Raw genomic sequence first — 22,748 nt, 5'->3', positions numbered from 1 at the left:
TACTACTCACCTCCCAGCGGCGCGGAGCCCACGTGGGAACCCGGCGCGACGTCGTTGATCTCGACAGCGGTACGGCCGTCGACTTCCTTCATATATAGGTGCACGTTCTCCTCGTGCGACGAGGGAACGTTCTTGCCGACAAAGTCCGGCGAGATAGGGAGCTCGCGGTGACCGCGGTCAACGAGAACTGCCAGCTCGATGCGGCTCGGACGGCCCAGGTCCATAACGGCGTCCAGAGCGGCGCGGATGGTGCGGCCCGTGTACAGGATGTCGTCCACCAAAACGACGCGCTTGCCGTCGACGCTGAAGGGAATGTTGGTAGCGTGGATCGCGGGAGCGAAGTTAGTCGCATAGTCATCGCGATAGAAGCTGATGTCCAGGCTGCCGAGCGGAACGTCAACACCCTCGATCTCCTTGATCGCCTCGGCGAGCTTCTTTGCCAGAAGGTCGCCGCGCGTGACGATGCCGACCAGAGCGAGGTCTTCACAGCCCTCGTTGCGCTCGAGAATCTCGTGCGCGATGCGGGTCATCGCTCGGTTGACGGCGGTCTCGTCCATGATGACCGCCTTGGGGGAAGTCGTGCCCATCGATCTCCTTCCTCACATGTCTTGACTGCTGATACAGTCAAAAAAATAGATGCCCGACCGCTCAAAGCGGACCAGACACCCACAGGAAGAACTGCTCTATGGCAGCAATATAAATCCATGTGGGTATCTCGTACCCCTTTAATGGTCAAGGGATAGTGTAGCCAACCCCGAGCTTAATTGCGAGCATTAATACGGAGCAATCCGCAAACGGACTCAACGCTCCATAAACCTATATATATTTGCGGGACAAGCTTGAAAACGTCGATGCGAGCTGGCATAATCCCCTCTGCTACACGCAAATCGGATCTACGTCCAGGGCCGTAGCGTGGGCACTATCGCCATAAGAGAAATATCTCTGTGTAGATTACGCACAGGGAGCTGCTTCTGTGCTATAGTTCAGGCTTGTTTGTTAACGCGACATGTTCGTTTGTCGCCCAAGGAGGGTCAGTTATGTCCAAAGTTTGCGAAGTTTGCGGTAAGCACCCCGTTGCCGGTCGCTCCATCAGCCACTCTCACCGCGTCACCAACCGTAAGTTCCGCCCCAACATCCAGCGTGTCTACGTCGTCGTCGATGGTCACCGTCGCAAGATGAACGTTTGCTCCACCTGCCTTAAGTCTGGCAAGGTTGCGCGCTCCTAAATAAGGTCTTACCAACAAGTACCTCGGACTCTCCGGGTCAAAGACCTCGCGTTCACATAGAACTTACCAAAGGCGTCCTCTCTTGTGGAGGGCGCCTTTTTGCACTCATTGGGGACAGACTTACATGGGTGTTTTCACTCATTGGGGACAGACATGATGCATGTCTGCGGCGCCCCGACTAGCTCCGGCCCCTGCCTCACGCAGCTTCCTTCCAGCCCGCGGTGGCCTTGGTCACACTTGTAGCGCCGATACCGGTGATACGGGCAATTTGCTTGACCGTGAGATGTGCCTGCCGGAGCCTCAGCAGGCAGGCATCGCGTTCGGGGCGTGGCAGGGCCTTAAGCAGCGTAGGATCTATGCTCGGCAGGACTTCGCGCGCAACGGAAAGGGCCTCCTCATCGGGGATCCGACGGCGTGGAAGAACCTCCACCGACCAAGTGCGCCCGGCAGCTTCCTTGAGATGTTCGCAATAGCAACGGGAGCCTCCGACAATATCGAGCATAGGGGCCGCATCACAAATGTCAAAGGGATCGTAGCCCAGCTGATATGCCTTGAAGCTTGACCATCGGTACGCCTCGAGTGAGTCGAGCGAACCTTTCACAGGATTGAGATGGATATAATCGAGCAGCTGCACCGCCATAACAGGTCCAGAACAGCGAAATGGCAAAACTATGTCTGTCCCAAATGAGTGAAAGCACTCATATAAGTCTGTCCCCAATGAGCGGGCCGATGCAAGGCTGATATTTTTAATTAAAACGCTTCAGTAGATTGAAGCGTTTTAGTGTGCCTTTTACGGGAATCTTACCGTTCGCCGAATAATTTCTTGCTATCATGCAACACGTAGGGTAAATCTCCGATCGCAAGGAGACACAAATGGTGAAAAAGTCACCGGAAAACACTACTCCCGCAATTGTGGACAACGTAGAGGCGCTTGAGGCTAAGCTCGCTCAGATGCGAGAGGCCCAGGCGCTTTTTGCTACGTACACGCAGGAGCAGGTCGACAAGATCTTCTACGAGGCCGCCATGGCCGCCAACAAGGCTCGTATCCCGCTGGCGAAGATGGCCATCGAGGAGACCGGTCGCGGCGTTCTTGAGGACAAGGTCATCAAGAACCACTATGCCGCAGAGTACATCTACAACGCTTACAAGAACACCAAGACCTGTGGTGTCATTGAGCGCGACGAGGCCTACGGCATCACCAAGATCGCTGAGCCCATCGGCATCGTGGGCGCCGTCATCCCGACGACCAACCCCACCTCCACCGCGATCTTCAAGACGCTGATCAGCCTGAAGACCCGCAACGCCATCATCATCTCCCCGCACCCGGCTGCCGCCAAGTGCACCATCGCCGCCGCCAAGCTCGTGCTTGACGCCGCCGTCAAGGCCGGCGCCCCCGAGGGCATCATCGGCTGGGTCGATGTCCCCTCCATCGAGCTGACCAACATGGTCATGCGCGATGTCGACATCATCCTCGCCACCGGTGGCCCGGGCATGGTCAAGGCCGCCTACTCCTCGGGCAAGCCCGCCCTGGGCGTTGGCGCCGGTAACACCCCGGTCGTCATCGACGACACCGCCGACGTGCTGCTCGCCGTCAACTCCATCATCCACTCCAAGACCTTCGACAACGGCATGATCTGCGCCTCCGAGCAGTCCGTGACCGTCATCGACACCATCTATGACCAGGTTAAGGCCGAATTCCAGAAGCGCGGCTGCTACTTCGTCAAGCAGGGTGCCGAGATGGAGGCCCTGCGCGGCGCCATGTTCAAGAACGGTGCTCTCGATCACCGCATCCCCGGCATGGCTGCCGCCAAGATCGCCGAACTCGCCGGTATCGAGGTTCCCGCCAAGACCAAGATCCTGATCGCCGAGGTCACCTCCACCGACCCCGCCAAGGAGGAGTTCTCCCACGAGAAGCTCTCCCCTGTCCTGGCCATGTATCACGCCAAGGACTTCCAGGAGGCCGTCGACAAGGCCGAGCACCTGGTACTCGCCGGTGGCCCGGGCCACACCGCCTCTCTGTACGTGCATCCCGCCCAGGCCGAGAAGATCAGCCTGTTCGAGCATGTCATGAAGGCCTGCCGTATCGTCATCAACACCCCGTCCTCGCACGGCGGCATCGGTGACCTGTACAACTTTGGCATGAAGCCGTCTCTGACCCTGGGCTGCGGCTCCTGGGGCGGCAACTCCGTCTCCGAGAACGTTGGGGTGAAGCACTTGATCAACGTTAAGACTGTGGCCGAGCGCCGTGAGAACATGCTGTGGTTCCGCGCTCCCGAGAAGGTCTACTTCAAGAAGGGTTCCACGCCCGTCGCTCTCGACGAGCTGGGCAGCGTCATGGGCAAGAAGCGCGCCTTTATCGTCACCGACCAGTTCCTCTTCAAGAATGGCAACACCCGCGCCATCGAGGCCAAGCTCGACGAGATGGGCATCGCCCACGACTGCTTCTACGACGTCGAGCCCGATCCGTCGCTGCAGTGCGCACGTCGCGGCGCCAAGCAGATGGCTCTCTTTGAGCCGGACGTCATCATCGCCGTCGGCGGTGGCTCCGCTATGGACGCCGGCAAGATCATGTGGATGATGTACGAGCACCCCGAGTGCAAGTTTGAGGACATGGCCATGGACTTCATGGACATCCGCAAGCGTATCTTCACCTTCCCCGAGATGGGCAAGAAGGCCTACTTCGTCGCCGTCCCGACCTCTTCGGGCACCGGTTCCGAGTGCACGCCGTTCGCCATCATCACCGACAAGGAGACCGGCATCAAGTGGCCGCTCGCCGACTACGCGCTGCTCCCCAACATGGCTATCGTTGACGCCGACAACTGCATGACCGCCCCGCGCGGCCTGACCGCCGCCTCCGGCATCGACGTCATGACCCACGCCATCGAGTCCTATGTCTCCATCATGGCCTCCGACTACACCAAGGGCCTCTCCGAGCGCGCTGCCAAGCTCGTCTTCGAGAACCTGCCCTCCAGCTTCGAAAACGGCGCCAAGGACCCGCATGCCCGCGAGGAGATGCACAACGCCTCCTGCATGGCCGGTATGGCCTTCGCCAACGCCTTCCTGGGCCTCAACCACTCCATGGCCCACAAGCTCGGTGCCTTCCATCACCTGCCCCACGGCATCGCCAACGCCATCATCCTGACTCGCGTCATGCGCTACAACGCCGCCGAGGCCCCCGTCAAGATGGGCACGTTCTCCCAGTATCCTTACCCCAACGCGCTGCACAACTACGCCGAGATGGCCAAGTACTGCGGCATCGAGGGCAAGGACGACAAGGAGGTCTTCGAGAACTTCATCACGAAGCTCGAGGAGCTCAAGGACTTCATCGGTGTCAAGAAGACCATCGCCGACTACGGTGTTGACGAGCAGTACTTCCTCGACACCCTCGACGAGATGACCGAGCAGGCATTCAACGACCAGTGCACCGGCGCTAACCCGCGCTACCCGCTCATGAGCGAGATCAAGGAGCTCTACCTGGACGCCTACTATGGCCGCGAGCCCCAGGACTACGCCGTCTGCTAGTTTTTAGCACGGTTATTTCGGCGGGGGTGAACGGGCGCACGCACGCCCCCGCCGCCGCTTCTATCGCATCGTTGAAAGGATGCAATCATGCTGCTCCCCGAATCCAAGACCGAGCTCGTCCGTCGCGGCAACAAAGTCGTTTACGACCTGGGCGACAAGATCGTCAAGGTCTTTAACGAGACCAAGCCCGTCTCCGACGTGTTCAACGAGGCTTTGAATCTTGCCCGCATCAATGAGTGCGGCATCCGCAGCCCCAAGGCTCTCGAGGTTTCTCAGCTCGAGAACGCCAACGGCTGGGCGCTCGTGACCGAGAAGGTTCCGGGCACCACCCTTGCCGAGAAGATGACTGCCGAGCCCCAGCGCTTTGGTGAGTACCTCGAGATGTTCGTCGACCTCCAGATCGAGATCCACGGCTACACCTCCCCGCTGCTCAACCGTCAGCGCGACAAGTTCGCCCGCATGATCGACAGCCTCGATCAGCTCAATGCCACCACGCGCTACAACCTTCAGGAGCGTCTGGACGGCATGACCAAGGAGTTCAAGGTCTGCCACGGCGACTTCAACCCCTCCAACGTCATCGTTGGCGACGACGGCCAGCTGTACGTCTGCGACTGGGCACACGCCACCCAGGGCTCCCCTGCTGCCGACGTTGCCACCACCTACCTGCTCTTTGCCCTCAACAGCAAGGACCAGGCCGAGGCCTACCTGGAGCTCTACTGCGATCGCGCCGACATGCCCATGCAGGTCGTGCGTCAGTGGACGAGCATCGTTGCCGCTTCCGAGCTCGCTCGTAAGCGCAACGTGAACGATGAGTTCCTTAAGAACTGGATCGACGTCGTCGATTATCAGTAATATCTGAGCGATTTATTTCGCATCGGAGGCACAAAGGAAAACCCCGCAGCTCGCATGGGCTGCGGGGTTTTCCTTTTAGCAACAACTGTCCCTTAGACGCAAAAGCGGCCCTGCATCTCTACCTCGAGAGACGCAGGGCCGCTTAACAAGTGCACTAAACGCAGCGGGCTCGATTAACGGCGTGCTGCTTTCACAAGCTCAGCGACCTTGGCGACAACCTCATCGATCGCCACATCCTCGCGCTCGCCCGTGGCACGATCCTTGAGCTCGACGGTGCCGTTCTTAAGGCCGCGCTTGCCGAGCACCACCTGATAAGGGAAGCCCATAAGGTCGTTGTCGGCAAACTTAAAGCCGGGACGCTCGTCACGGTCGTCTACGACAACCTCGATACCCTCGGCGCACAGACCCTCGACGATTTGATCGCAAACAGAAGCGCACTCCTCCTTCTTGGGGTCGAGCGGAATCACCGCAACCTCGTACGGGGCAACGGAGACCGGCCAAACGATACCGTGCTCGTCGTTGTGCTGCTCCACGACGGCAGCGAGCGAGCGGGAAACGCCCACGCCGTAGCAACCCATGATAAGCGGCTTCTCCTTGCCGTCCTCGTCCATAAAGGTGGCACCCATGGCCTCGGAGTACTTGGTGCCCAGCTGGAAGACCTGGGAAACCTCGATGCCGCGAGCAGCGGAGAGCGGCTTGCCGCAGTGCGGGCAAGGGTCGCCGGCAACGACGGTAACCAGGTCGGCCCACTCGTCGACGGTAAAGTCGCGCTCGGGGCAGGCACCGGTAAAGTGATAGTCGACTTCGTTGGCACCGCAGGCCCACTGCTTGGACTCGCGCAGGCTCTCGTCGCAGACCAGACGAATGCCCTCGGGCAGGTTAACCGGTCCGATAAAGCCCTTATGCAGACCGTAGGTCTGGAGCTCCTCGTCGGTCATCATGCGATAGCCCTTGCCAAAGACATGCTCGGCCTTGCAGTCGTTGAGCTCATGATCGCCCGGAACGATGGCCACAACCGGCTTGCCCTCGGCGTCGATGAGAGCCAGCGACTTGCGCGTACCGTTCTCGGGGAAGCCGAAGAACTTGGCGACGGCCTCGATGGTGCCCATACCCGGAGTCTCGACCTTGGTGAGCGTGCCGTCGCCGGGGCCCTCGGTCACAACGACCTTGGTGCTTGCCGCCTCGTCATCGGCAGCAAAGCCACAATCGTCGCAGTAGACCAGCGAAGCCTCGCCGGCATCTGCCAGCGCCATGAACTCGACGGAGGTGTCGCCACCGATCTCGCCGGAATCGGCGACGACGGGCAGGGCCTTAATGTAGCAGCGCTCGCAGATATTGGCGTAGGCCTGCTTCATCTTGTCATACTCCTCCTGCAGGCTCTCCTGCGTGGCAGAAAAGCTGTAGGCGTCTTTCATGATGAACTCGCGACCGCGCATCAGGCCAAAGCGGGGACGGAACTCGTCGCGGAACTTGTCTTGGATGTGATAGAGATTCACCGGCAGTTGCTTGTATGAACGCAGCTCGTTGCGCACCAGGGCAGTCACGGTCTCCTCGTGCGTGGGGCCGAGCACGAACTCGCGGCCGTGGCGGTCATCAAAGCGCACGAGCTCCTTGCCATAGGCATCGATACGGCCGGACTCACGCCACAGCTCGGCATCGACCATGATGGGCATCATGAGCTCCTGGGCACCGGCGGCGTCCATCTCGTCGCGCACGATGTTCTCAATCTTGCGAATCGAGCGCCACGCGAGCGGCAGATAGGAATAGAGACCGGCGGCCTCCTTGCGGATCATACCGGCACGGAGCAGCAGGCGATGGCTCGCAAGCTCAGCGTCGGCCGGATCCTCTTTGAGCGTCGGAGCATACAGCTTAGACATATACATTGGTCGGGTCATTTATTTCTCCTCAATAAGCTTGTCGACCTCGGCCATAAGCGCGTCGACAATTTGGTCCTCCGCTACTTTACCAATGATCTGGCCGTGCGAAAAGAGCAGGCCCTGACCACGTCCGCAGGCAACGCCCAGGTCGGCATCAGAAGCCTCACCGGGGCCATTGACGGCACATCCCATGACGGCAATCGAAAGCGGCGCGGCATAGTTCTTAAGCCGCTCGGTTACTTCCTCGGCGATTGCGATCAGGTTAACCTGACAGCGGGCGCACGTGGGGCACGAGACAATCTCGGGGCCGCGGCGACGCAGGCCCAGCGACTGCAAAATTCCCCAGGCGACCGGCGGCTCCTCAACCGGATCGGCCGTGAGCGAAACGCGCATGGTGTCACCGATTCCCTCGGACAGTAGGATGCCAAGGCCCACCGAGCTCTTGATGGTACCCTGCAGCGTGGTGCCCGCCTCGGTTACGCCCAGGTGGAGCGGAACGTGGGGAATCTCACGCGACAGGGCACGATAGGTGTCGAGCGTCGTCTGCACGCTATGGGCCTTGGCCGAAAGCACAATGTTCGTAAAGCCGCGGTCTTCAAAATGCTTGACAAAACGTTCGCTCGACATCACGAGCTTTTCGGGCTGCGTGAGGTCGTCGCGCTCAGCGATATCCTGCTCAAGCGAACCAGCATTGACGCCGATACGAATCGCACAGCCCGCGGCACCCGCAGCATCGATCACCGCGTCAACCTTGGCCCAATCGCCGATATTGCCGGGATTGATGCGCAGCTTGGCAGCACCGGCCTCAACGGCACCAATGGCGAGCTTATGGTTAAAGTGGATGTCGGCAACGATCGGCACCGGAGACTCGGCGCAGATGGTGCGGAAACCCTCAAGCGCGGCCTCGGTGGGCACGCTCACGCGCACGATATCGCAGCCAGCCTGCGCCAACGCGCACACTTGCGCAAGCGTTGCCTGGGTATCAGCGGTATCGGTGCAGGTCATGGATTGGACCGCCACCGGCGCGCCTCCACCGATCTGCACGCCGCCCACATGCACGGGGCGCGTCAACTCGCGAGGCAAAGGATGGGATAAAGACAATCCAAACACTCCCCTACAGAATAAATCGAAGGATGTCGGAACGAAGCATATAGACAAACAGCAGCGCAAAGAGCGCGATGCCCACATAGCTCACGATCGTCTGGACCTTGAGCGGAAGCTCGCGGCCCGCAATCTTTTGAATGATCTCGATGACCAACTTGCCGCCATCGAGTGGTGGGATGGGCAGCAGGTTCATAAAGCCAAGCGAGAACGAAATGAGGGCAGCAAACGAAAGGAACGTGGCAGGGCCGGCAGCAGCAGCTTGCGAGGACATAACGCTAATACCCACGATCGAAGAGGACTGATCGAGAATCTCCATCGTATGCTGAGGCTGGAGCAGGCGCATCACGCCCTGCGCTGTCTGCACGACATAGGAGAACGACAGGCGAGCCGACGTGATGGGGTCTAAACGGACCACCTGCGTAGAGACATACACACCTAGGCGTTCGTCCTCTTTGAGCGCAACCGTGGTCGAATGCTTCTTGCCGTCACGCTCGTACTCAATGGCGATATCGTCCTTACCGGCAGCCTTGCCAATGGCATCGTAAACGTCCATCCAGGTAGAGCACGATACTCCGTCGACCGAAAGAATCGCGTCGCCATCCTCGATTCCCGCCGCGGAGGCAATCGAGCCTTCGTCAACCTGGCCGATCACATTGGTGTCCACCGGCACCGTGACACCCGCGATGGAATAGATGCTCATAAGGAGCAAAAAGCCCGTCAGGATATTGACGATAATGCCCGCAAGCAGCATAAAGGCACGCTTGACAAAGCCCTGACCCAAATAGGTGTGCGAGCGCTCGCGTGCAAGGAATTCGGTCTCGCCGCACGGCAGTTCCCATACATCGCCCTCGGCAGTCGCGTGCTCGCGATCGAACCGACGGCCGTCAAAGGTGGTATAACCCGCCGCGTCACGCGGCAGGGTCTGGTACTTGGTGGGATAGTAACCAGGCGAAGGCTTTTCCCCTTCTTCATACCAGGGAGCTATGGATCCCCAACCCAGCAGCAAAGCACAGGCCTCGAGCACATCCTCCTCGGACAGCTCAAGCTCGACGGCAAGATCGGCCACCGTCACACGGCCGTGGCGATAGATGGCGGCAAGCACGCGATCGGCATACGAGACATCGGTCGGATCCATGCCACAGATGGCAGCATACCCACCCAGCAACAGCGGGGTCACGCCAAACTTGGTGCCGATCCGACGAGACGTATGGTGAATATCAAAGCGACACGGCAGGCCCAAAAAGAACTCAGTCACCCGGACGCCGCAGGCACGCGCCGCCAAAAAGTGGCCGCCCTCGTGCAAAAACACGAGGACGGAAAGCATCAGCAGGCCCCAAAAGACCGATGAGAGAACGCTCAGAACAGTTTCCATAAAACGAAAAAGCAATCCTTATGGGTTAAAAACGGGTTGCGGCGAGCACTTGCGCGGCCTTTTCACGCGCCCACGCATCGATACCGCGAAGCTGTTCAAACGAATCGACCGTCTGCGCATCATGCGCATCCATACAGGATTCCACAATGCGATCGATATCGGTAAAACTGCAGCCATCATGCAGGAAGGCATCGACGGCGACCTCGTTGGCAGCATTGAGCACGCACGGCATGGTGCCGCCCGTCTTGCCCGCACGCTCGGCCAGCGCCAGGCAGCGGAACGTATCCATGTCGGCCGTATCAAAGGTAAGCTGACCCAACTCGCGGAAATCGATGCGCGGAGCCGGAGTATCCCAGCGCTCGGGATACGAGAAGGCAAACTGGATGGGAATGCGCATGTCAGATGCCCCGAGATGCGCCATCACGGAGCCGTCGGCAAACTCGACCATCGAATGGATCTTTGACTGGCGCTGAACGACCACGTTGATAAAGTCGAGGTCGCAACCGAACAAGTGCATCGCCTCGATACGCTCCAGGCCCTTGTTCATGAGGGTAGCCGAGTCGATCGTGATCTTGGCACCCATAGCCCACGTAGGGTGCGCCAGGGCATCGGCGCGCGTCACACGGTCGAGTTCCTCGCGCGAACGGCCAAAGAACGGACCGCCCGAGCAGGTAAGCCAAATACAGTGAGCCTCGCGCGGATTCTCACCCAGATAGCACTGGTAAATTGCAGAATGCTCGGAATCGACCGGGATAAGCTGACCGGGCTGTGCCAACGGCATCAGCAGGTCACCGCCAACAACGAGCGACTCCTTATTGGCAAGGGCAAGGCGCTTATTCGAGATCAAGGCAGCATGGCTTGCCTCGAGACCAGCCGCGCCAACAATGGCTACGAGCACGCAGTCAACATCGTCGCGACGCGCGAGCTCGCAAACCGCTTGCGCACCAACGCCGAGCTCCGTTCCCTCGGGCAACTCCTGCAGCACGGCGTCATCGCCATGAGCGACATCGGCCACGGCAACCGCCGGAACCGAGAACTCGCGGGCAGCGGCAACGAGCTCGGAGGTGCTGGAACTAACGGAAAGAGCCGTCACCTGCAGACGATCGGCATGCTGACGGCAAACATCGAGCGCCTGGGTACCGATGGAGCCCGTACAGCCCAGGATGGCAACACGGAGACGTCCATCGGAGCCATAGGTCGTCTGGAAGGACATTACAGCACGCCTCCGATCATCAGCATCAGCTGCGCGGTGATGCAGCCGAAGATAAGCGAGTCGCTACGATCGAGCATGCCGCCGTGGCCCGGGATAAGGTTACCGGAATCCTTGACGCCCACACCGCGCTTGATGCGCGACTCGATAAGGTCGCCGATAACGCCCAGGATGGACACAACCACGCCGCAAAGCAGCGCATAGGGCAAGCTCAGCTTATAGAGATGCGTCACCCACAAAATGAGCCAGATGAGAACCGAGCCCAGAATGCCGCCGACAAAGCCCTCCCAGCTCTTGTTGGGAGAGATCTTGGGGACCATCTTGTGTTTGCCGATACGGCTGCCCACGATGTAGGCAAACGAATCGGAGACCCAAAGGGACGCGCAAACACCCACTGAAAGCAGGGCGCCGGCAAAACCGGGCACGGCATCGCGCAGCAGCACAATAGCCGACAGCATAAAGCCTGTGTAAATGGGACCCATGAGCGTCACGGCCACATCAGAGATGCGGGTACGCGGCGACCAAACATACCAAATGCCCACCGCGAGCATCAGTGCAAAAAGCAGGGCGTTCAGCAAAAGCGAATCGCCAAGCGCCGATAACGGAAAGAGCACGGCGGCAATAATGCCCAGATGCTCGTTGGCGACCTTGCCATCGAGCCTCGTCATACGGAAAAACTCAAAGCAGCAAAGCCCGCTCATGACAGAGACAAAAATGGCGGTGGGCACGATACCCAAAACCAGGCACAGGATAAAGACGACGGCGTAGACGATACCGGCGGCGGCACGGGTAATAAAGCCCGCAAGCCACGAACCGGTGCCGCTCTTCGCTGCAGGCGCTCCCGCAGTGGCAGCTTTGCGCGCAGGCGTCTTGGGAGCAGATGCCTTGGGACGATCGGACACGATTAAGCCTCCTCGGTCTTGCTCAGTCCACCAAACCTACGGTCACGGCCCTGATAGGCCAAAATGGCGTCGACAAGGCCCCAACGATCAAAGTCAGGCCAATAGGTATCGGTGACATAGAACTCGGAATAAGCCACCTGCCACAGCAGATAGTTCGAAAGGCGAAGCTCACCAGAGGTGCGAATGACCAGCTCGGGATCGGGAAGACCGGCGGTGTACAGGTGCGAAGCAACCATATCATCGTCGATAGCAGCAGGGTCGATCTTGCCGGCGGCGGCATCGAGCGCAAGCTGACGGGCGGCACGGGTAATCTCGGCACGAGCGCCGTAGTTGACGGCAAGCGCCAGCGTCATACCGGTGTGATCGGCGCACTCGGCAAGACCGCATTCAAAAACGTCGCGGGTCTTCTTGGGCAGCGCAGAAATATCGCCCAAAAAGACAACACGCACGTTTTCGCGCTTCAGAAGCGGCAGCTCATCGATAAACGTCTTGGCAAACAGATGCATCAAGACGTTAACCTCATGCTGCGGGCGGTTCCAGTTTTCGGTTGAAAACGCATAGGCGGAAAGCACGTCGACGCCCAGACGCACGCAGGCGGTAATGACCTCACGAAGGGAGACGATACCCGCCTTGTGGCCCTCGGTACGGGCAAGACCTCGCGCCGTAGCCCAGCGACCGTTACCGTCCATGATGCAAGAGATATGGCGCGGAATGTTATTGAGGTCAAGGTCGGAAAAACCGACGCCCGCAGGGGCGTCGGCAAAGTACTCGACCAGCTTGTTCTCGTCGTATTGCACCTTAGATCTCCATGACCTCGGCTTCTTTTTCCTTCAGAAGCTCCTCGACCTTGGCGACATACTCGTCGGTATGCTTCTGCACCTTGGCCTGTTCGCGACGGACGTCGTCCTCGGTGAGCTCCTCATCGCGCTCGAGCTTGTTGTTAAAGTCGCGACGGATGTTACGGATAGACACCTTGGCCTGCTCGGCGTACTCGCGGCACTCCTTGACGAGCTCGCGACGGCGCTCCTCGGTGGGAGCCGGGAACGGAAGACGAACAACGGTGCCATCGGAGTTGGGGGTAATACCCAGATCGGAAGCGCCGATGGCCTTGACGATGGCGTTGATAAGCGCCTTATCCCACGGCTCGATGAGCAGCATGTGGGCCTCGGGGGTCTTTACGGCGGCAACCTGCGTGACCGGCGTGGGAACACCGTAATAATCGACGGTGATGTCGGACAGAATGTTAGCGTTGGCTCGGCCGGTACGGACCTTGGAGAAGTTATGCTTGAGGGACTCGAGCGACTTGTCCATGTGGGCGGTGATGTTCTCTGCCATGCTTAATCCTCCTGATAGACGAGCGTGCCGACGGGCTCACCCGAAAGCGCGCGCTTGACGTTGTCCTCGCCATCGATGTTGAGGACCAAAATGGGCATACGGTTATCCTGGCACAGGGCCGTAGCCGTGGAATCCATAACCTGCAGGCCGCGGACGAGCACCTCGTGATAGGTGATCTTGTCAAAGCGGACGGCATCGGCGCACTTGACGGGATCCTTGTCGTAGATACCGTCGACCTTGGTGGCCTTAATCAGAATCTCCGCACCGATCTCGCAGGCGCGAAGGGCCGCGGCGGTGTCAGTCGTAAAGTACGGATTGCCCGAGCCGGCCGCGAAGATAACGACATTGCCCTTGGAGAGGTGATTGATGGCGCGACGACGAATATAGGGCTCGCAAATCTCGTTCATCTGGATGGCACTCATAACGCGGCAGGGAACATCGTTATGCTCGAAGGCATCCTGCAGGGCGAGCGCGTTCATAACGGTTGCAAGCATGCCCATGTAATCGGCCTGAGCACGCTCCATACCGCCGGCAGCTCCAGCCATGCCGCGGAAAATATTGCCGCCGCCGACAACGATGCCGACCTCATGGCCAACGGCGAGCAGCTCCTTGACCTGCTTGGCAAGATGGTCGGTAACCTTGGGGTCGATGCCATAGTGGCCATCGCCCATCAGTGCTTCGCCGGAAAGCTTCAGAAGCACGCGTTTATATCGGATGTCGGACAAAGCGATCCTCCTTTAATTAGACTCTCAATATGATATCAAAGGCTCTGCTTGGAGCCATGAAAAAGCAGGCTGTGAGTAAAACCCACAGCCTGCTCATTACCAGCTACAAGAGCTTATTTACTCGCCACGGACCAGACGGTCGAAGGCAACGACGGTAATGGTATCGCCGAGCTCCTTGGAGACCTGCTCAGCGTACTTCTTGATGGTGAGGGAGCTGTCCTTGATGAACTCCTGCTCGGTGAGCACGGACTGCTTGTAGAACTTCTCCAGACGGCCAACAGCCATCTTCTCCTGGATGGCCTCGGGCTTGCCGGACTCGGCAGCCTGAGCCATGTAAATCTGCTTCTCATGCTCGACGGTCTCGGCCGGAACCTGATCGCGGGTAGCGCAGATCGGAGCGACAGCGGCAACCTGAAGGGCAACGTCGTGGGCAAAGGTCTTGAAGGACTCAGCCTGAGCGGTCTCAGCCTTCTCGAAAGCAAACTCGACGAGGACGCCGATCTTACCACCCATGTGGATGTAAGAAGCGAGAGCGCCGTTCTCGACCTTGCGGGCGGCGAAGCGGGAGATCTTCATGTTCTCGCCCATGATGTGAATCATCTCGGTGAGCTCGGAGGAAACGGTCTCCTCGCCCATCGGCTGCTCGAGCAGAGCGTCGACATCGGCCGGCTCGGTGGTGGCGACAACCTCGGCGACCTTGGAAGCAAAGCCGGTGAACTTGGCGTTGGAGCCGACGAAGTCGGTCTCGCAGGAGAGCTCGAGCAGAGCGCCGGTCTTGCCATCCTCGGAGACGAACGCGGCGACAGCGCCCTCGTTGGTCTCGCGGCCAGCCTTCTTGGCAGCCTTAGCGAGGCCGTTCTTACGCAGAACGTCAACAGCGGCGTCCATGTCACCGTCAGCCTCGACGAGAGCCTTCTTGCACTCCATCATCGGGGAGTCGGTCATCTCGCGGAGCTGCTTGACCATAGCGGCGGTAATCTGGGCCATTGTGGTTCCTTTCAAAGAGATGAAAAAGACTTAATTAGGACTGATTTACTCGGCCTTGGGCTCAGCGGCCATCTCGGCCTCGGAGACCTGCTCCTTGCCGGAGCCAGCGAGGCAAGCGTCGGCCATGAGCTCGCACATAAGGGTGACAGCGGAGATGGCGTCATCGTTGCAGGGGATGCCGTACTCGACCTCGTCGGGATCGGAGTTGGTATCGATCAGAGCGACGACGGGGATGTTCAGGCGCTGGGCCTCCTTGATGGCGTTCTCCTCGCGCTTAGTGTCGATGACGAAGAGAGCCTGGGGCAGACCCTTCATGTCGCGGGCGCCACCGAGGTTGGTCTGGAGCTTAGCGAGCTCCTTACCCAGAACAGCCTGCTCCTTCTTGGGCAACACTGCCATGCGGCCGTCCTCGACCATGGCCTCGAGCTCCTCCATGCGGTTGATGCGGGAGCGGATGGTGACGAAGTTGGTCAGCATGCCGCCGAGCCAACGCTGGTTGATGTAAGGCATGTTGGCGCGCTCAGCGGCGTTCTTGACGGCCTCCTGAGCCTGCTTCTTGGTGCCGACGAACAGCACGTTGCCACCCTTGGCAACGTTCTTGACGAAGGTGTAAGCCTGGTCGGCGTCAAGAATGGTCTGCTTGAGGTCGAGGATGTAGATGCCGTTGCGCTCACCGAAGATGAACGGCTTCATCTTGGGGTTCCAGCGACGGGTCTGGTGACCGAAGTGGCAGCCGGCCTCGAGCAGGGTGCGGATATTAATCTTGGTAGCCATGTTAAACCTCCTGTGGTTTGCCTCCGCGCGGGGTCATCCTCCAAAACCAACCCGGACATGTGCTACCAAAGCCCGGGCACCACGGTATGAAGTAGCCGCGCGTGCGTGATAAAAACCTGTTGCCGTGAAGCAACCCGATGAATGATAGCAGGATTACATCTTTCTGCCAACCCGAAATCAAAACCACGCACACGGACGCGCGATCGATTGGATAGAACCCCTCTCCTGCCTTACTCGCCGCGCGGAAGGGCTTGGGTAACGGCGCGTTTGAGCCGATCGGGCGTGAGATGCGTATAAATCTGCGTGGTGGACAAGCTTGCATGCCCCAGCAACTCCTGGACAGAGCGCAAGTCCGCTCCGCCCTCGAGCAAATCGGTCGCAAAAGTATGGCGCATCGCATGCGGGGCGATATCGGAAGGGATACCCGCAAGCGTCGCCAACATATGAAACCGTCGCCTAAGCATGGCGGCGCTCATACGGTTGCCGCGTGCCGAGATAAACAGCGGATGCACACCGTTCGTACCGTCGCCACGCTTTGCCTGAGCAAGAAGCTCCGGTCTTCCTTCCTCAATATAGCGGTGGGTCACATCGAGAGCACGCCGATACAGGGGCACGATACGCTCCTTGCTCCCCTTACCCCAAAGCCGCAGCGTTCGCTCGGACCAAGCAATGGACTCAACATTGAGTGCCGCAAGCTCAGAGATGCGAGCCCCAGATGCATAGAGCAATTCGAGCATCGCCGCATCGCGCAGTCCCGCAGGCGTTGAAACGTCTGGCGATGCAAGCAGTGCCTTAACCTGCTGGGTGGTCAGCACTCCGGGCAAATCGCGTGGAAGCTTGGGCGAGGCAATCGCAGAGACAGCGTCTCCATCGATAAGACCCTCGGCAGCCATCCATCGATAGAACGAACGAATGGCAGACAGGTGCGCCGCAATCGTCCTGGGCGCCACCTGCTCGCGCGACAGCTCTGCCAGATACATGCGAACGGTACGTACGTCCGCCGTGCGTGCATCGATATCCCCACGCTCGCACCAAGCGGCAAAACGCTCCAGACGAGAGCCGTAAGCGATAACAGTGTTAGAAGAAAGCCCCTCGACGCGTGCAATATAGGCTATGAACGAGTCGACGGCACCGTACAGGTCAAAGGCTATGGCCGGTCGCCCCCAAACAGGTCGGAGCGTGATTCCAGATAGGAATCCAAGGCCTTAAGGGCGCGATCCGCATAGGCCTGATAGCGCTCACGTTTGCTGCGGCGTTTACCGTCCTCGAGGGGAGGCACCAGGCCAAAATTAACATGCATGGGCTGATATCCGACCGTAGCAGGATCGGTCGCATAGCCCACGAGCGCGCCGAGAGCGCCCACGCGCGGCAGCTCGACAGGAGCAACCTCGATAGCCTCGGCATAGGTATTGAGCGCAGCGAGGAGACCCGTCGCGACCGCTTCCATGTAACCCTCCGTACCGGTAATCTGTCCGGCAAGGCGCACGCCCGTGCCGGGCACGGCGAAGGTCCCATCGAGCACATGGGGAGCATCGACAAAGGTATTGCGATGCATGACGCCATAGCGGAAAAACTCGGCATTCTCCAGACCGGGAACCATATGAAAAACGCGCTTCTGCTCGCCGAAGGTCAGGTTGGTCTGAAAACCAACCAGGTTATAGGCGGTCTTCTCCTTGTTCTCGGCGCGCAGCTGAATCGCCGCCCAGGGACGGCGACCGGTGCGCGGGTCGGTGAGCCCGACGGGCTTCATAGCGCCAAAGCGGATGGCATCCTTGCCCGTGCGCGCAACCTCCTCGGCTGGCTGACAGGCCTGGAAGAGGTCCCCGCCCTCAAAGTCCTTGAGCACCACGCGATCGGCCGTGGTAAGCGCCTCGATAAAGGCCTCGTACTCCTCCTTGTTGAGCGGGGCATTGAGATAGTCGCCACTCCCCTGCTCCTCGTAGCGCGACTGCGAGAACAGCACATCCATATCGAGCGTCGAGGCATCGACAATCGGGGCCGCGGCGTCAAAAAACGCCAGGGAATCACCACCGACGAGCTTCATGACCTCCCCGCTCAACGCCGGCGAGCACAAGGGACCCGCGGCGATAACCACATGGCCCTCGGGAATCTGGGTGACCTCGCCGTGAACGACCTCGATATTGGGACGGGCGGCAACCTCGGCCTCGACGAGCTCGGAGAATTTAACACGGTCGACCGCCAAGGCGCCACCAGCGGGAACGGCAGCGCGATGAGCGCAGTCGAGCAGCACCGAACCCATACGCTCGAGTTCGGCCTTCAACAGGCCGGCGGCGGAATCGGGTCGGGTCGACTTAAACGAATTGGAGCAGACGAGCTCCGCCAAGTGATCGGTATGGTGGGCAGGAGAGGTCACCAGCGGCCGCATCTCGCACAGCTTTACGGCAAACCCGCGATCTGCCAGCTGAATCGCGCATTCCGATCCCGCCAGACCGCCACCGATAACCGTCACTTGATCAAACAGCATCTGCAAACACCTTTCTAATTGACACGCTTTCCATTGTGACCGAAGGGCGTCTGAGCGTGAAGCGCAAACTTTGAGGGCGCATACCTTCCATCCATCATGCGCTCGATGAGTCCCTCGAGCTCGAGTGAGCCCAGGAGTTTGAGCACGCCGACGGCATCGAGGGAGACGAGCGCGGCAATGTCATCGACCTTGAGCGGCGAGGCAATGAGCGCGTGCATCACGGCCTGCTGCGTGGGGTCCAGATCGGCGATACCGGGCGCATCGGGACGTGAATAACGCAGGGTGCCGTATATTCGCGAGATGGCCATCTCAATAGACTCCTCGTCAACAATGCAGCAGGCCCCGTTGGCGATGAGGTAGTTGGTCCCACGCGACTCTGGTGACAAAATGGAGCCCGGTACCGCGAGCAGTTCGCGCCCCAGGTCCATGGCGGCCTCTGCTGTCGAGAACGTGCCCGAGGGCATGCCGGCCTCCGACACGAAGAGCGCCTGCGAAAGCGCGGCAATCACCCGGTTACGCCGCGGAAAGGCAAACTTGCGTGGCCCCATACCCCAAGGCGAGATGGACACGACCGCGCCGCCCGTATCGATCGTGCGCGCGATGAGCCCTGCACTCGAGCGCGGGTAAACCACGTCGGCGCCCGTACCCAACACCACGACGTGCCTGCCACCAGCGTTGACCGCGGCCCAACCCGAGGCCTGGTCGCAGCCGACCGCACCGCCCGAGACCACCGTCACCCCCGCCTCGACCGCAACTTTCGCGGCCAGCTCTGCCACGGCAAGGCCGTACGGCGAGGCCTTGCGAGCGCCGATGATGGAGAGCGCGGGCGTCGACAGTGCGGCGGGGTCGCCACGCACATAAAGCGTCTGGGGTACATCAGAGAGCTCCAAAACGGTAGCTGGATACAACGCATCACCAGGATGCAGCTCAAAAGTCTCCTCGGGCATTACTGGTCCCTCCTCCCCTGGTACATCGCCGCCTCGAGCACGTGGTCTTGGGTTACCCGCTCACTTTCGGCGACATCGGCGATCGTGCGCGCGATACGCACCAAGCGCACGATGCCGCGCCCTGTGAGATGTGTGCGCCTCGACAGGCCGAGCACGCACTTTTCCGCCGCCCCATCGAGCGCAAAGGTCGAAACGACGCCGTCGATGGAACGTGACTCATCGTCCTCGGCCTCGGCATCTGCATCGTCCATACGGGACTCACGCCAGGCACGAAATGCCCGACCCCGCACAACATAGTCACGTAGTTCAGCTGACGACATACCCTCGGCGCCCTCGATAATTACCTGCGGGTCGGGTCGGGTCACGTCAATCATAAGGTCAATACGATCGGCCAAGGGACCACGTAGCTTAGACCGATAGCGCTCAACCATCGAAGCCGAGCAGCGGCACGGTACCTCGCGATCGCCCAAAAAGCCGCAGGGACAGGGATTGCTCGCGGCAAGCAGCTGGAACCGCGAGGGAAACGTGAAAGCTCCATCGACGCGTACGATCTTGACGTAGCCGCGCTCTATGGGCTGACGGAGTGTCTGCAGCACGCTGTTGGGAAACTCGGCAAGCTCGTCTAAAAAGAGCACGCCGCCGTGCGCTAGGCTAATCTCGCCCGGGTGCACCGGCCGTCCGCCGCCAATAAGGCCCGCAGTCGAAATGCTGTGGTGGGGGCTACGGAACGGCCGGTGTCCCGCCAGCAAACCATCGATGTTCTCGCCCAAGACCGAATGGATGCACAGCGCCTCTTGCTGATCCTCGAGAGAAAGCTCGGGCAAGATACCCGTCATGCGGCGTGCGAGCATGGTCTTGCCCGAACCCGGCGAGCCAATCATAAGCAGGCCGAGCTCCCCCGCCGCCGCAAGCGCAATGCCGCGCTTGGCAACCTCCTGCCCCAGCACATCGGCATAATCAAGTTCTGGCTCAAACGACGCCTCGACACCCTCGGAATCCAGATAATGCCGAGCCGCCTCGCCCATACCGCGGGCGAGCTGAGACAGATGGTCGATAAAGCCACAGTCCACACCGGCAAGCGGTACATGTTGATCCGACCTTCCCGCAATAAAGGACAGGCCCATATCACGCGCCAACAACTGAAACGCAACCTCGCCTTTTACGGGCAGCACGCTACCATCCAGCCCAAGCTCACCGGCAATAAGGCAATGGTCTAGATGGTCGCGGGGAATCTGCCCATCGGCCGCCAGTACCGCGATGGCAATCGGCAGGTCAAAACCACTGCCCGTTTTACGGATGTCGCCCGGAGCCAAGTTGACGGTAATGCCCGCCCGTGGAATCTCAAATCCCGCCGAGCGCATTGCGCAGCGTATGCGGCCACGCGACTCCATCACCTCCATACTTGGAATGCCAAGCATTTGGATACCCGGAATACCGCCGGCAAGCGAGACCTCGACCGTGACGGGAATCGCCTCGACGCCACGAATACATGCAGCGTGGACGGCAAAGGTGTCAAACGCCATCACGATACCTGCCAATCGAATGCGTTGTATTGATGCTCAATCTCCGCAATATGACCGCCGCGGATAGTAACGCCCACCGCGTCGAAGCGAATCGCCTTAAGGGGATAGTGATCCATAAGGTAACAACTCGCGATACGGCGGTAGCGACGCTGCTTTTGGGCGTCCACCGCCTCCTCGGGAAAGACCCGCGTGTTGCAATCTAGGGCGACGCGCCTTGTCTTGATCTCAGCCATCACCACGACATCATCAAGTTCATCAAGAAGTACCAGATCGGCCTCACCCTCGGGACACCGGTAGCCCTGTTCCAAGAGGGCATAACCGCGCTCGCGAAAGTAATCGATTGCAATAAGCTCGCCCAGCATGCCCAGTTCTCGAGGACTGAGGCCCTTAATGAACCCAGGCGTAATCGACGCGCAATCAATCTCCCCGTTCTCCCAAAGCTCTTTGAGCTGTTGCGTCTTGCTCTTTGCACTTGCGGCGCACATGGGGTCTCCTTTCCCGCGCACGATATTGACCCGATCATGGGGCCGCCTTTCTTGCGGGTAAGCACCAAAAGAAAACCAAAGTCCAACCAAAAACAAACAAAAAAGGGACCGCATGCAACAATTGCGTTGCATGCGGTCCCCACCAGCTGGTTTATAAAATCCCAGAAGTCCCTGTCTCCATATTTGCCTTAAAAAAGACGCTCCGTCTGCAAAAAATTTCCGCAGAAGCTCACACGATGCAACGGAGAAAGGCCATGTTTACGAATAGCCTCAATGTGCTCGGGGCTCGCATAGCCCTTTGACTCAGCAAGATGATATTCGGGATACTCGGCATCGTACTCGACCATCATCTCGTCACGCGTGACCTTGGCCATAATGGAAGCAGCGGCGATGCAGGCGATTTTGGCATCTCCCTTGACCACATCGCGCTCGTTGGGGACGGCGCCCAAGGGGTTGCCGTCCATAAGCACGCAATCGGGCTCGAGCCCCGTATCCGCCACCGCACCCGCGACGGCAGCGCGGATGGCGCGGGCCATGCCCATCTCATCGATGTCCGCAGGCGCGATATGGCAAAAACCAATGGCCGTAGCCACCTCGGCAATCTGCACCGAGAGCAGCTCACGACGGGCAGGCGTGAGCTTTTTGGAATCGTTAATGCCCCAAACGCGCGGCTCCATGGGAAGGCAGACAGCGCAGACCGTCAACGGGCCGGCGACAGAGCCGCGCCCCACCTCGTCAACACCAACGACCACGCCATCGCCGCCGAGCTCATGCATAAGCTCGTACATGCCGTTGACGCGCTCGCGCTCGGAAAGTTCCTTGGCATGGCGCTTAAGTGCGCGTTCGCAAGCCTTGATCACCTGCTGGCGCGGATCCTCGCGATAGTGCTCTACGAGGGCGGGAATCTCCTCGAACGTGGCACTCGCCAGCTCGCCGGCAACCTGCGATGCCGAAATCGAGCTCGTCATATTGGCCATACCAGGCCCTCCTTGCATGGAAATCAGATAAAAAGAAGGGCCACCCGAAGGTGACCCTTGTGTCCAAACGAGTGGACAGACGCTGCGATCTTCTTAGCGCTTCTCGGGGATGCGAGCAGCCTTGCCCACCTTGTCGCGGAGGTAGTACAGCTTGGCGCGACGGACGCGACCATGACGGACGACCTCGAGCTTGGCGATCTTGGGGCTGTGAAGCGGGAAGGTACGCTCAACACCGACACCGAAGGAAATCTTGCGGACGGTGAAGGTCTCACGGGCACCGGCGCCGGCCATGCGGATGACGTCACCCTGGAAAACCTGGATGCGCTCGCGGTCGCCTTCCTTAATGCGGTAGTGAACCTTGACGTTGTCGGCGACGCGGACCTGCGGGATGTCCTCGCGGATCTGCTGACGCTCGATTGCGCGGATGTAATCCATGTGCAATTCC

At 59.8% G+C, this 22,748-nt stretch carries 22 protein-coding genes; 3 read left to right on the top strand and 19 right to left on the bottom strand.

Going from position 1 to position 22,748, the window contains the following annotated elements; all coding sequences use genetic code 11:
• Window positions 1-2: 2 nt before the first annotated feature.
• On the bottom strand, window positions 3-587 hold the full coding sequence (gene pyrR / locus ACTNA2_RS01445) for a bifunctional pyr operon transcriptional regulator/uracil phosphoribosyltransferase PyrR (protein WP_138374176.1): 585 nt from the start codon (window positions 585-587) through the stop codon (window positions 3-5).
• A gap of 450 nt (window positions 588-1,037) precedes the next feature.
• Between pyrR and rpmB the strand changes: the two genes are divergently transcribed.
• Window positions 1,038-1,226 carry a 50S ribosomal protein L28 gene (rpmB, locus tag ACTNA2_RS01440; RefSeq protein ID WP_022094725.1) on the top strand — a complete coding sequence of 63 codons (189 nt, stop codon included), beginning with the start codon at window positions 1,038-1,040 and terminating at the stop codon, window positions 1,224-1,226.
• 196 nt (window positions 1,227-1,422) lie between these two features.
• Here rpmB and ACTNA2_RS01435 read toward each other — a convergent pair whose 3' ends face one another.
• Window positions 1,423-1,866 (bottom strand): hypothetical protein, encoded by a 444-nt coding sequence (locus ACTNA2_RS01435; protein ID WP_441048381.1) that lies wholly within the window; start codon window positions 1,864-1,866, stop codon window positions 1,423-1,425.
• Between the two features lie 233 nt (window positions 1,867-2,099).
• Here ACTNA2_RS01435 and adhE point away from each other — a divergent pair, with 233 nt between their 5' ends.
• Both adhE and ACTNA2_RS01425 read left to right on the top strand, forming a co-directional pair.
• Window positions 2,100-4,748, top strand: coding sequence for a bifunctional acetaldehyde-CoA/alcohol dehydrogenase (gene adhE, locus ACTNA2_RS01430; protein ID WP_154516260.1), 2,649 nt, complete (start codon window positions 2,100-2,102; stop codon window positions 4,746-4,748).
• 87 nt (window positions 4,749-4,835) lie between these two features.
• A complete protein-coding gene (locus ACTNA2_RS01425; protein ID WP_154516259.1) occupies window positions 4,836-5,600 on the top strand; it encodes an aminoglycoside phosphotransferase family protein in 765 nt (254 codons plus the stop codon).
• Between the two features lie 173 nt (window positions 5,601-5,773).
• Here ACTNA2_RS01425 and ACTNA2_RS01420 read toward each other — a convergent pair whose 3' ends face one another.
• From ACTNA2_RS01420 to rplS, 17 genes are all read right to left on the bottom strand, one after another.
• Window positions 5,774-7,495 (bottom strand): proline--tRNA ligase, encoded by a 1,722-nt coding sequence (locus tag ACTNA2_RS01420; RefSeq protein ID WP_441048380.1) that lies wholly within the window; start codon window positions 7,493-7,495, stop codon window positions 5,774-5,776.
• A complete protein-coding gene (gene ispG / locus ACTNA2_RS01415; protein ID WP_441048379.1) occupies window positions 7,496-8,578 on the bottom strand; it encodes a flavodoxin-dependent (E)-4-hydroxy-3-methylbut-2-enyl-diphosphate synthase in 1,083 nt (360 codons plus the stop codon).
• 13 nt (window positions 8,579-8,591) lie between these two features.
• A complete protein-coding gene (locus tag ACTNA2_RS01410; protein ID WP_441048378.1) occupies window positions 8,592-9,953 on the bottom strand; it encodes a M50 family metallopeptidase in 1,362 nt (453 codons plus the stop codon).
• A gap of 25 nt (window positions 9,954-9,978) precedes the next feature.
• On the bottom strand, window positions 9,979-11,166 hold the full coding sequence (gene dxr / locus ACTNA2_RS01405; RefSeq protein WP_441048377.1) for a 1-deoxy-D-xylulose-5-phosphate reductoisomerase: 1,188 nt from the start codon (window positions 11,164-11,166) through the stop codon (window positions 9,979-9,981).
• A complete protein-coding gene (locus ACTNA2_RS01400; protein WP_427717552.1) occupies window positions 11,166-12,065 on the bottom strand; it encodes a phosphatidate cytidylyltransferase in 900 nt (299 codons plus the stop codon). The genes dxr and ACTNA2_RS01400 overlap by 1 nt, the downstream gene beginning before the upstream one ends.
• Before the next feature lie 2 nt (window positions 12,066-12,067).
• Entirely contained in the window at window positions 12,068-12,862 is a 795-nt protein-coding gene (locus tag ACTNA2_RS01395; protein WP_441048376.1) for an isoprenyl transferase, read from the bottom strand.
• Window position 12,863: 1 nt separating this feature from the next.
• The gene (gene frr, locus ACTNA2_RS01390) at window positions 12,864-13,400 is read right to left on the bottom strand and encodes a ribosome recycling factor (protein WP_006236112.1); all 537 of its coding nucleotides are present in this window, start codon (window positions 13,398-13,400) and stop codon (window positions 12,864-12,866) included.
• A gap of 2 nt (window positions 13,401-13,402) precedes the next feature.
• Window positions 13,403-14,125: a UMP kinase gene (gene pyrH, locus ACTNA2_RS01385; RefSeq protein WP_427717558.1), complete on the bottom strand. Its 723-nt coding sequence runs from the start codon at window positions 14,123-14,125 to the stop codon at window positions 13,403-13,405.
• A gap of 117 nt (window positions 14,126-14,242) precedes the next feature.
• Complete coding sequence (tsf, locus tag ACTNA2_RS01380; RefSeq protein WP_441048375.1) at window positions 14,243-15,112, bottom strand: translation elongation factor Ts; 870 nt, start codon at window positions 15,110-15,112, stop codon at window positions 14,243-14,245.
• Window positions 15,113-15,157: 45 nt separating this feature from the next.
• Window positions 15,158-15,886: a 30S ribosomal protein S2 gene (gene rpsB / locus ACTNA2_RS01375; protein ID WP_055285135.1), complete on the bottom strand. Its 729-nt coding sequence runs from the start codon at window positions 15,884-15,886 to the stop codon at window positions 15,158-15,160.
• 230 nt (window positions 15,887-16,116) lie between these two features.
• Window positions 16,117-17,025 carry a tyrosine recombinase gene (locus tag ACTNA2_RS01370; protein WP_441048466.1) on the bottom strand — a complete coding sequence of 303 codons (909 nt, stop codon included), beginning with the start codon at window positions 17,023-17,025 and terminating at the stop codon, window positions 16,117-16,119.
• 8 nt (window positions 17,026-17,033) lie between these two features.
• Window positions 17,034-18,371: a methylenetetrahydrofolate--tRNA-(uracil(54)-C(5))-methyltransferase (FADH(2)-oxidizing) TrmFO gene (trmFO, locus tag ACTNA2_RS01365; protein ID WP_427717560.1), complete on the bottom strand. Its 1,338-nt coding sequence runs from the start codon at window positions 18,369-18,371 to the stop codon at window positions 17,034-17,036.
• Between the two features lie 14 nt (window positions 18,372-18,385).
• Complete coding sequence (locus tag ACTNA2_RS01360) at window positions 18,386-19,318, bottom strand: DNA-processing protein DprA (RefSeq protein WP_427747922.1); 933 nt, start codon at window positions 19,316-19,318, stop codon at window positions 18,386-18,388.
• Window positions 19,318-20,841 carry a YifB family Mg chelatase-like AAA ATPase gene (locus tag ACTNA2_RS01355; RefSeq protein ID WP_154516248.1) on the bottom strand — a complete coding sequence of 508 codons (1,524 nt, stop codon included), beginning with the start codon at window positions 20,839-20,841 and terminating at the stop codon, window positions 19,318-19,320. The genes ACTNA2_RS01360 and ACTNA2_RS01355 overlap by 1 nt, the downstream gene beginning before the upstream one ends.
• A complete protein-coding gene (locus tag ACTNA2_RS01350; protein WP_441031093.1) occupies window positions 20,841-21,326 on the bottom strand; it encodes a YraN family protein in 486 nt (161 codons plus the stop codon). The genes ACTNA2_RS01355 and ACTNA2_RS01350 overlap by 1 nt, the downstream gene beginning before the upstream one ends.
• A gap of 188 nt (window positions 21,327-21,514) precedes the next feature.
• Window positions 21,515-22,303 (bottom strand): ribonuclease HII, encoded by a 789-nt coding sequence (locus ACTNA2_RS01345; RefSeq protein WP_154516244.1) that lies wholly within the window; start codon window positions 22,301-22,303, stop codon window positions 21,515-21,517.
• A 93-nt stretch (window positions 22,304-22,396) separates the two neighbouring features.
• Complete coding sequence (rplS, locus tag ACTNA2_RS01340; protein ID WP_117583231.1) at window positions 22,397-22,738, bottom strand: 50S ribosomal protein L19; 342 nt, start codon at window positions 22,736-22,738, stop codon at window positions 22,397-22,399.
• Between the last annotated feature and the right edge of the window lie 10 nt (window positions 22,739-22,748).

Origin of the sequence: Collinsella sp. HCP28S3_E9, assembly GCF_052065455.1 — a bacterium.
Taxonomy (GTDB): Bacteria; Actinomycetota; Coriobacteriia; order Coriobacteriales; family Coriobacteriaceae; genus Collinsella.
Note: the sequence above shows the minus strand (reverse complement) of the source record. Positions and strands in the feature narration are given on the sequence as shown.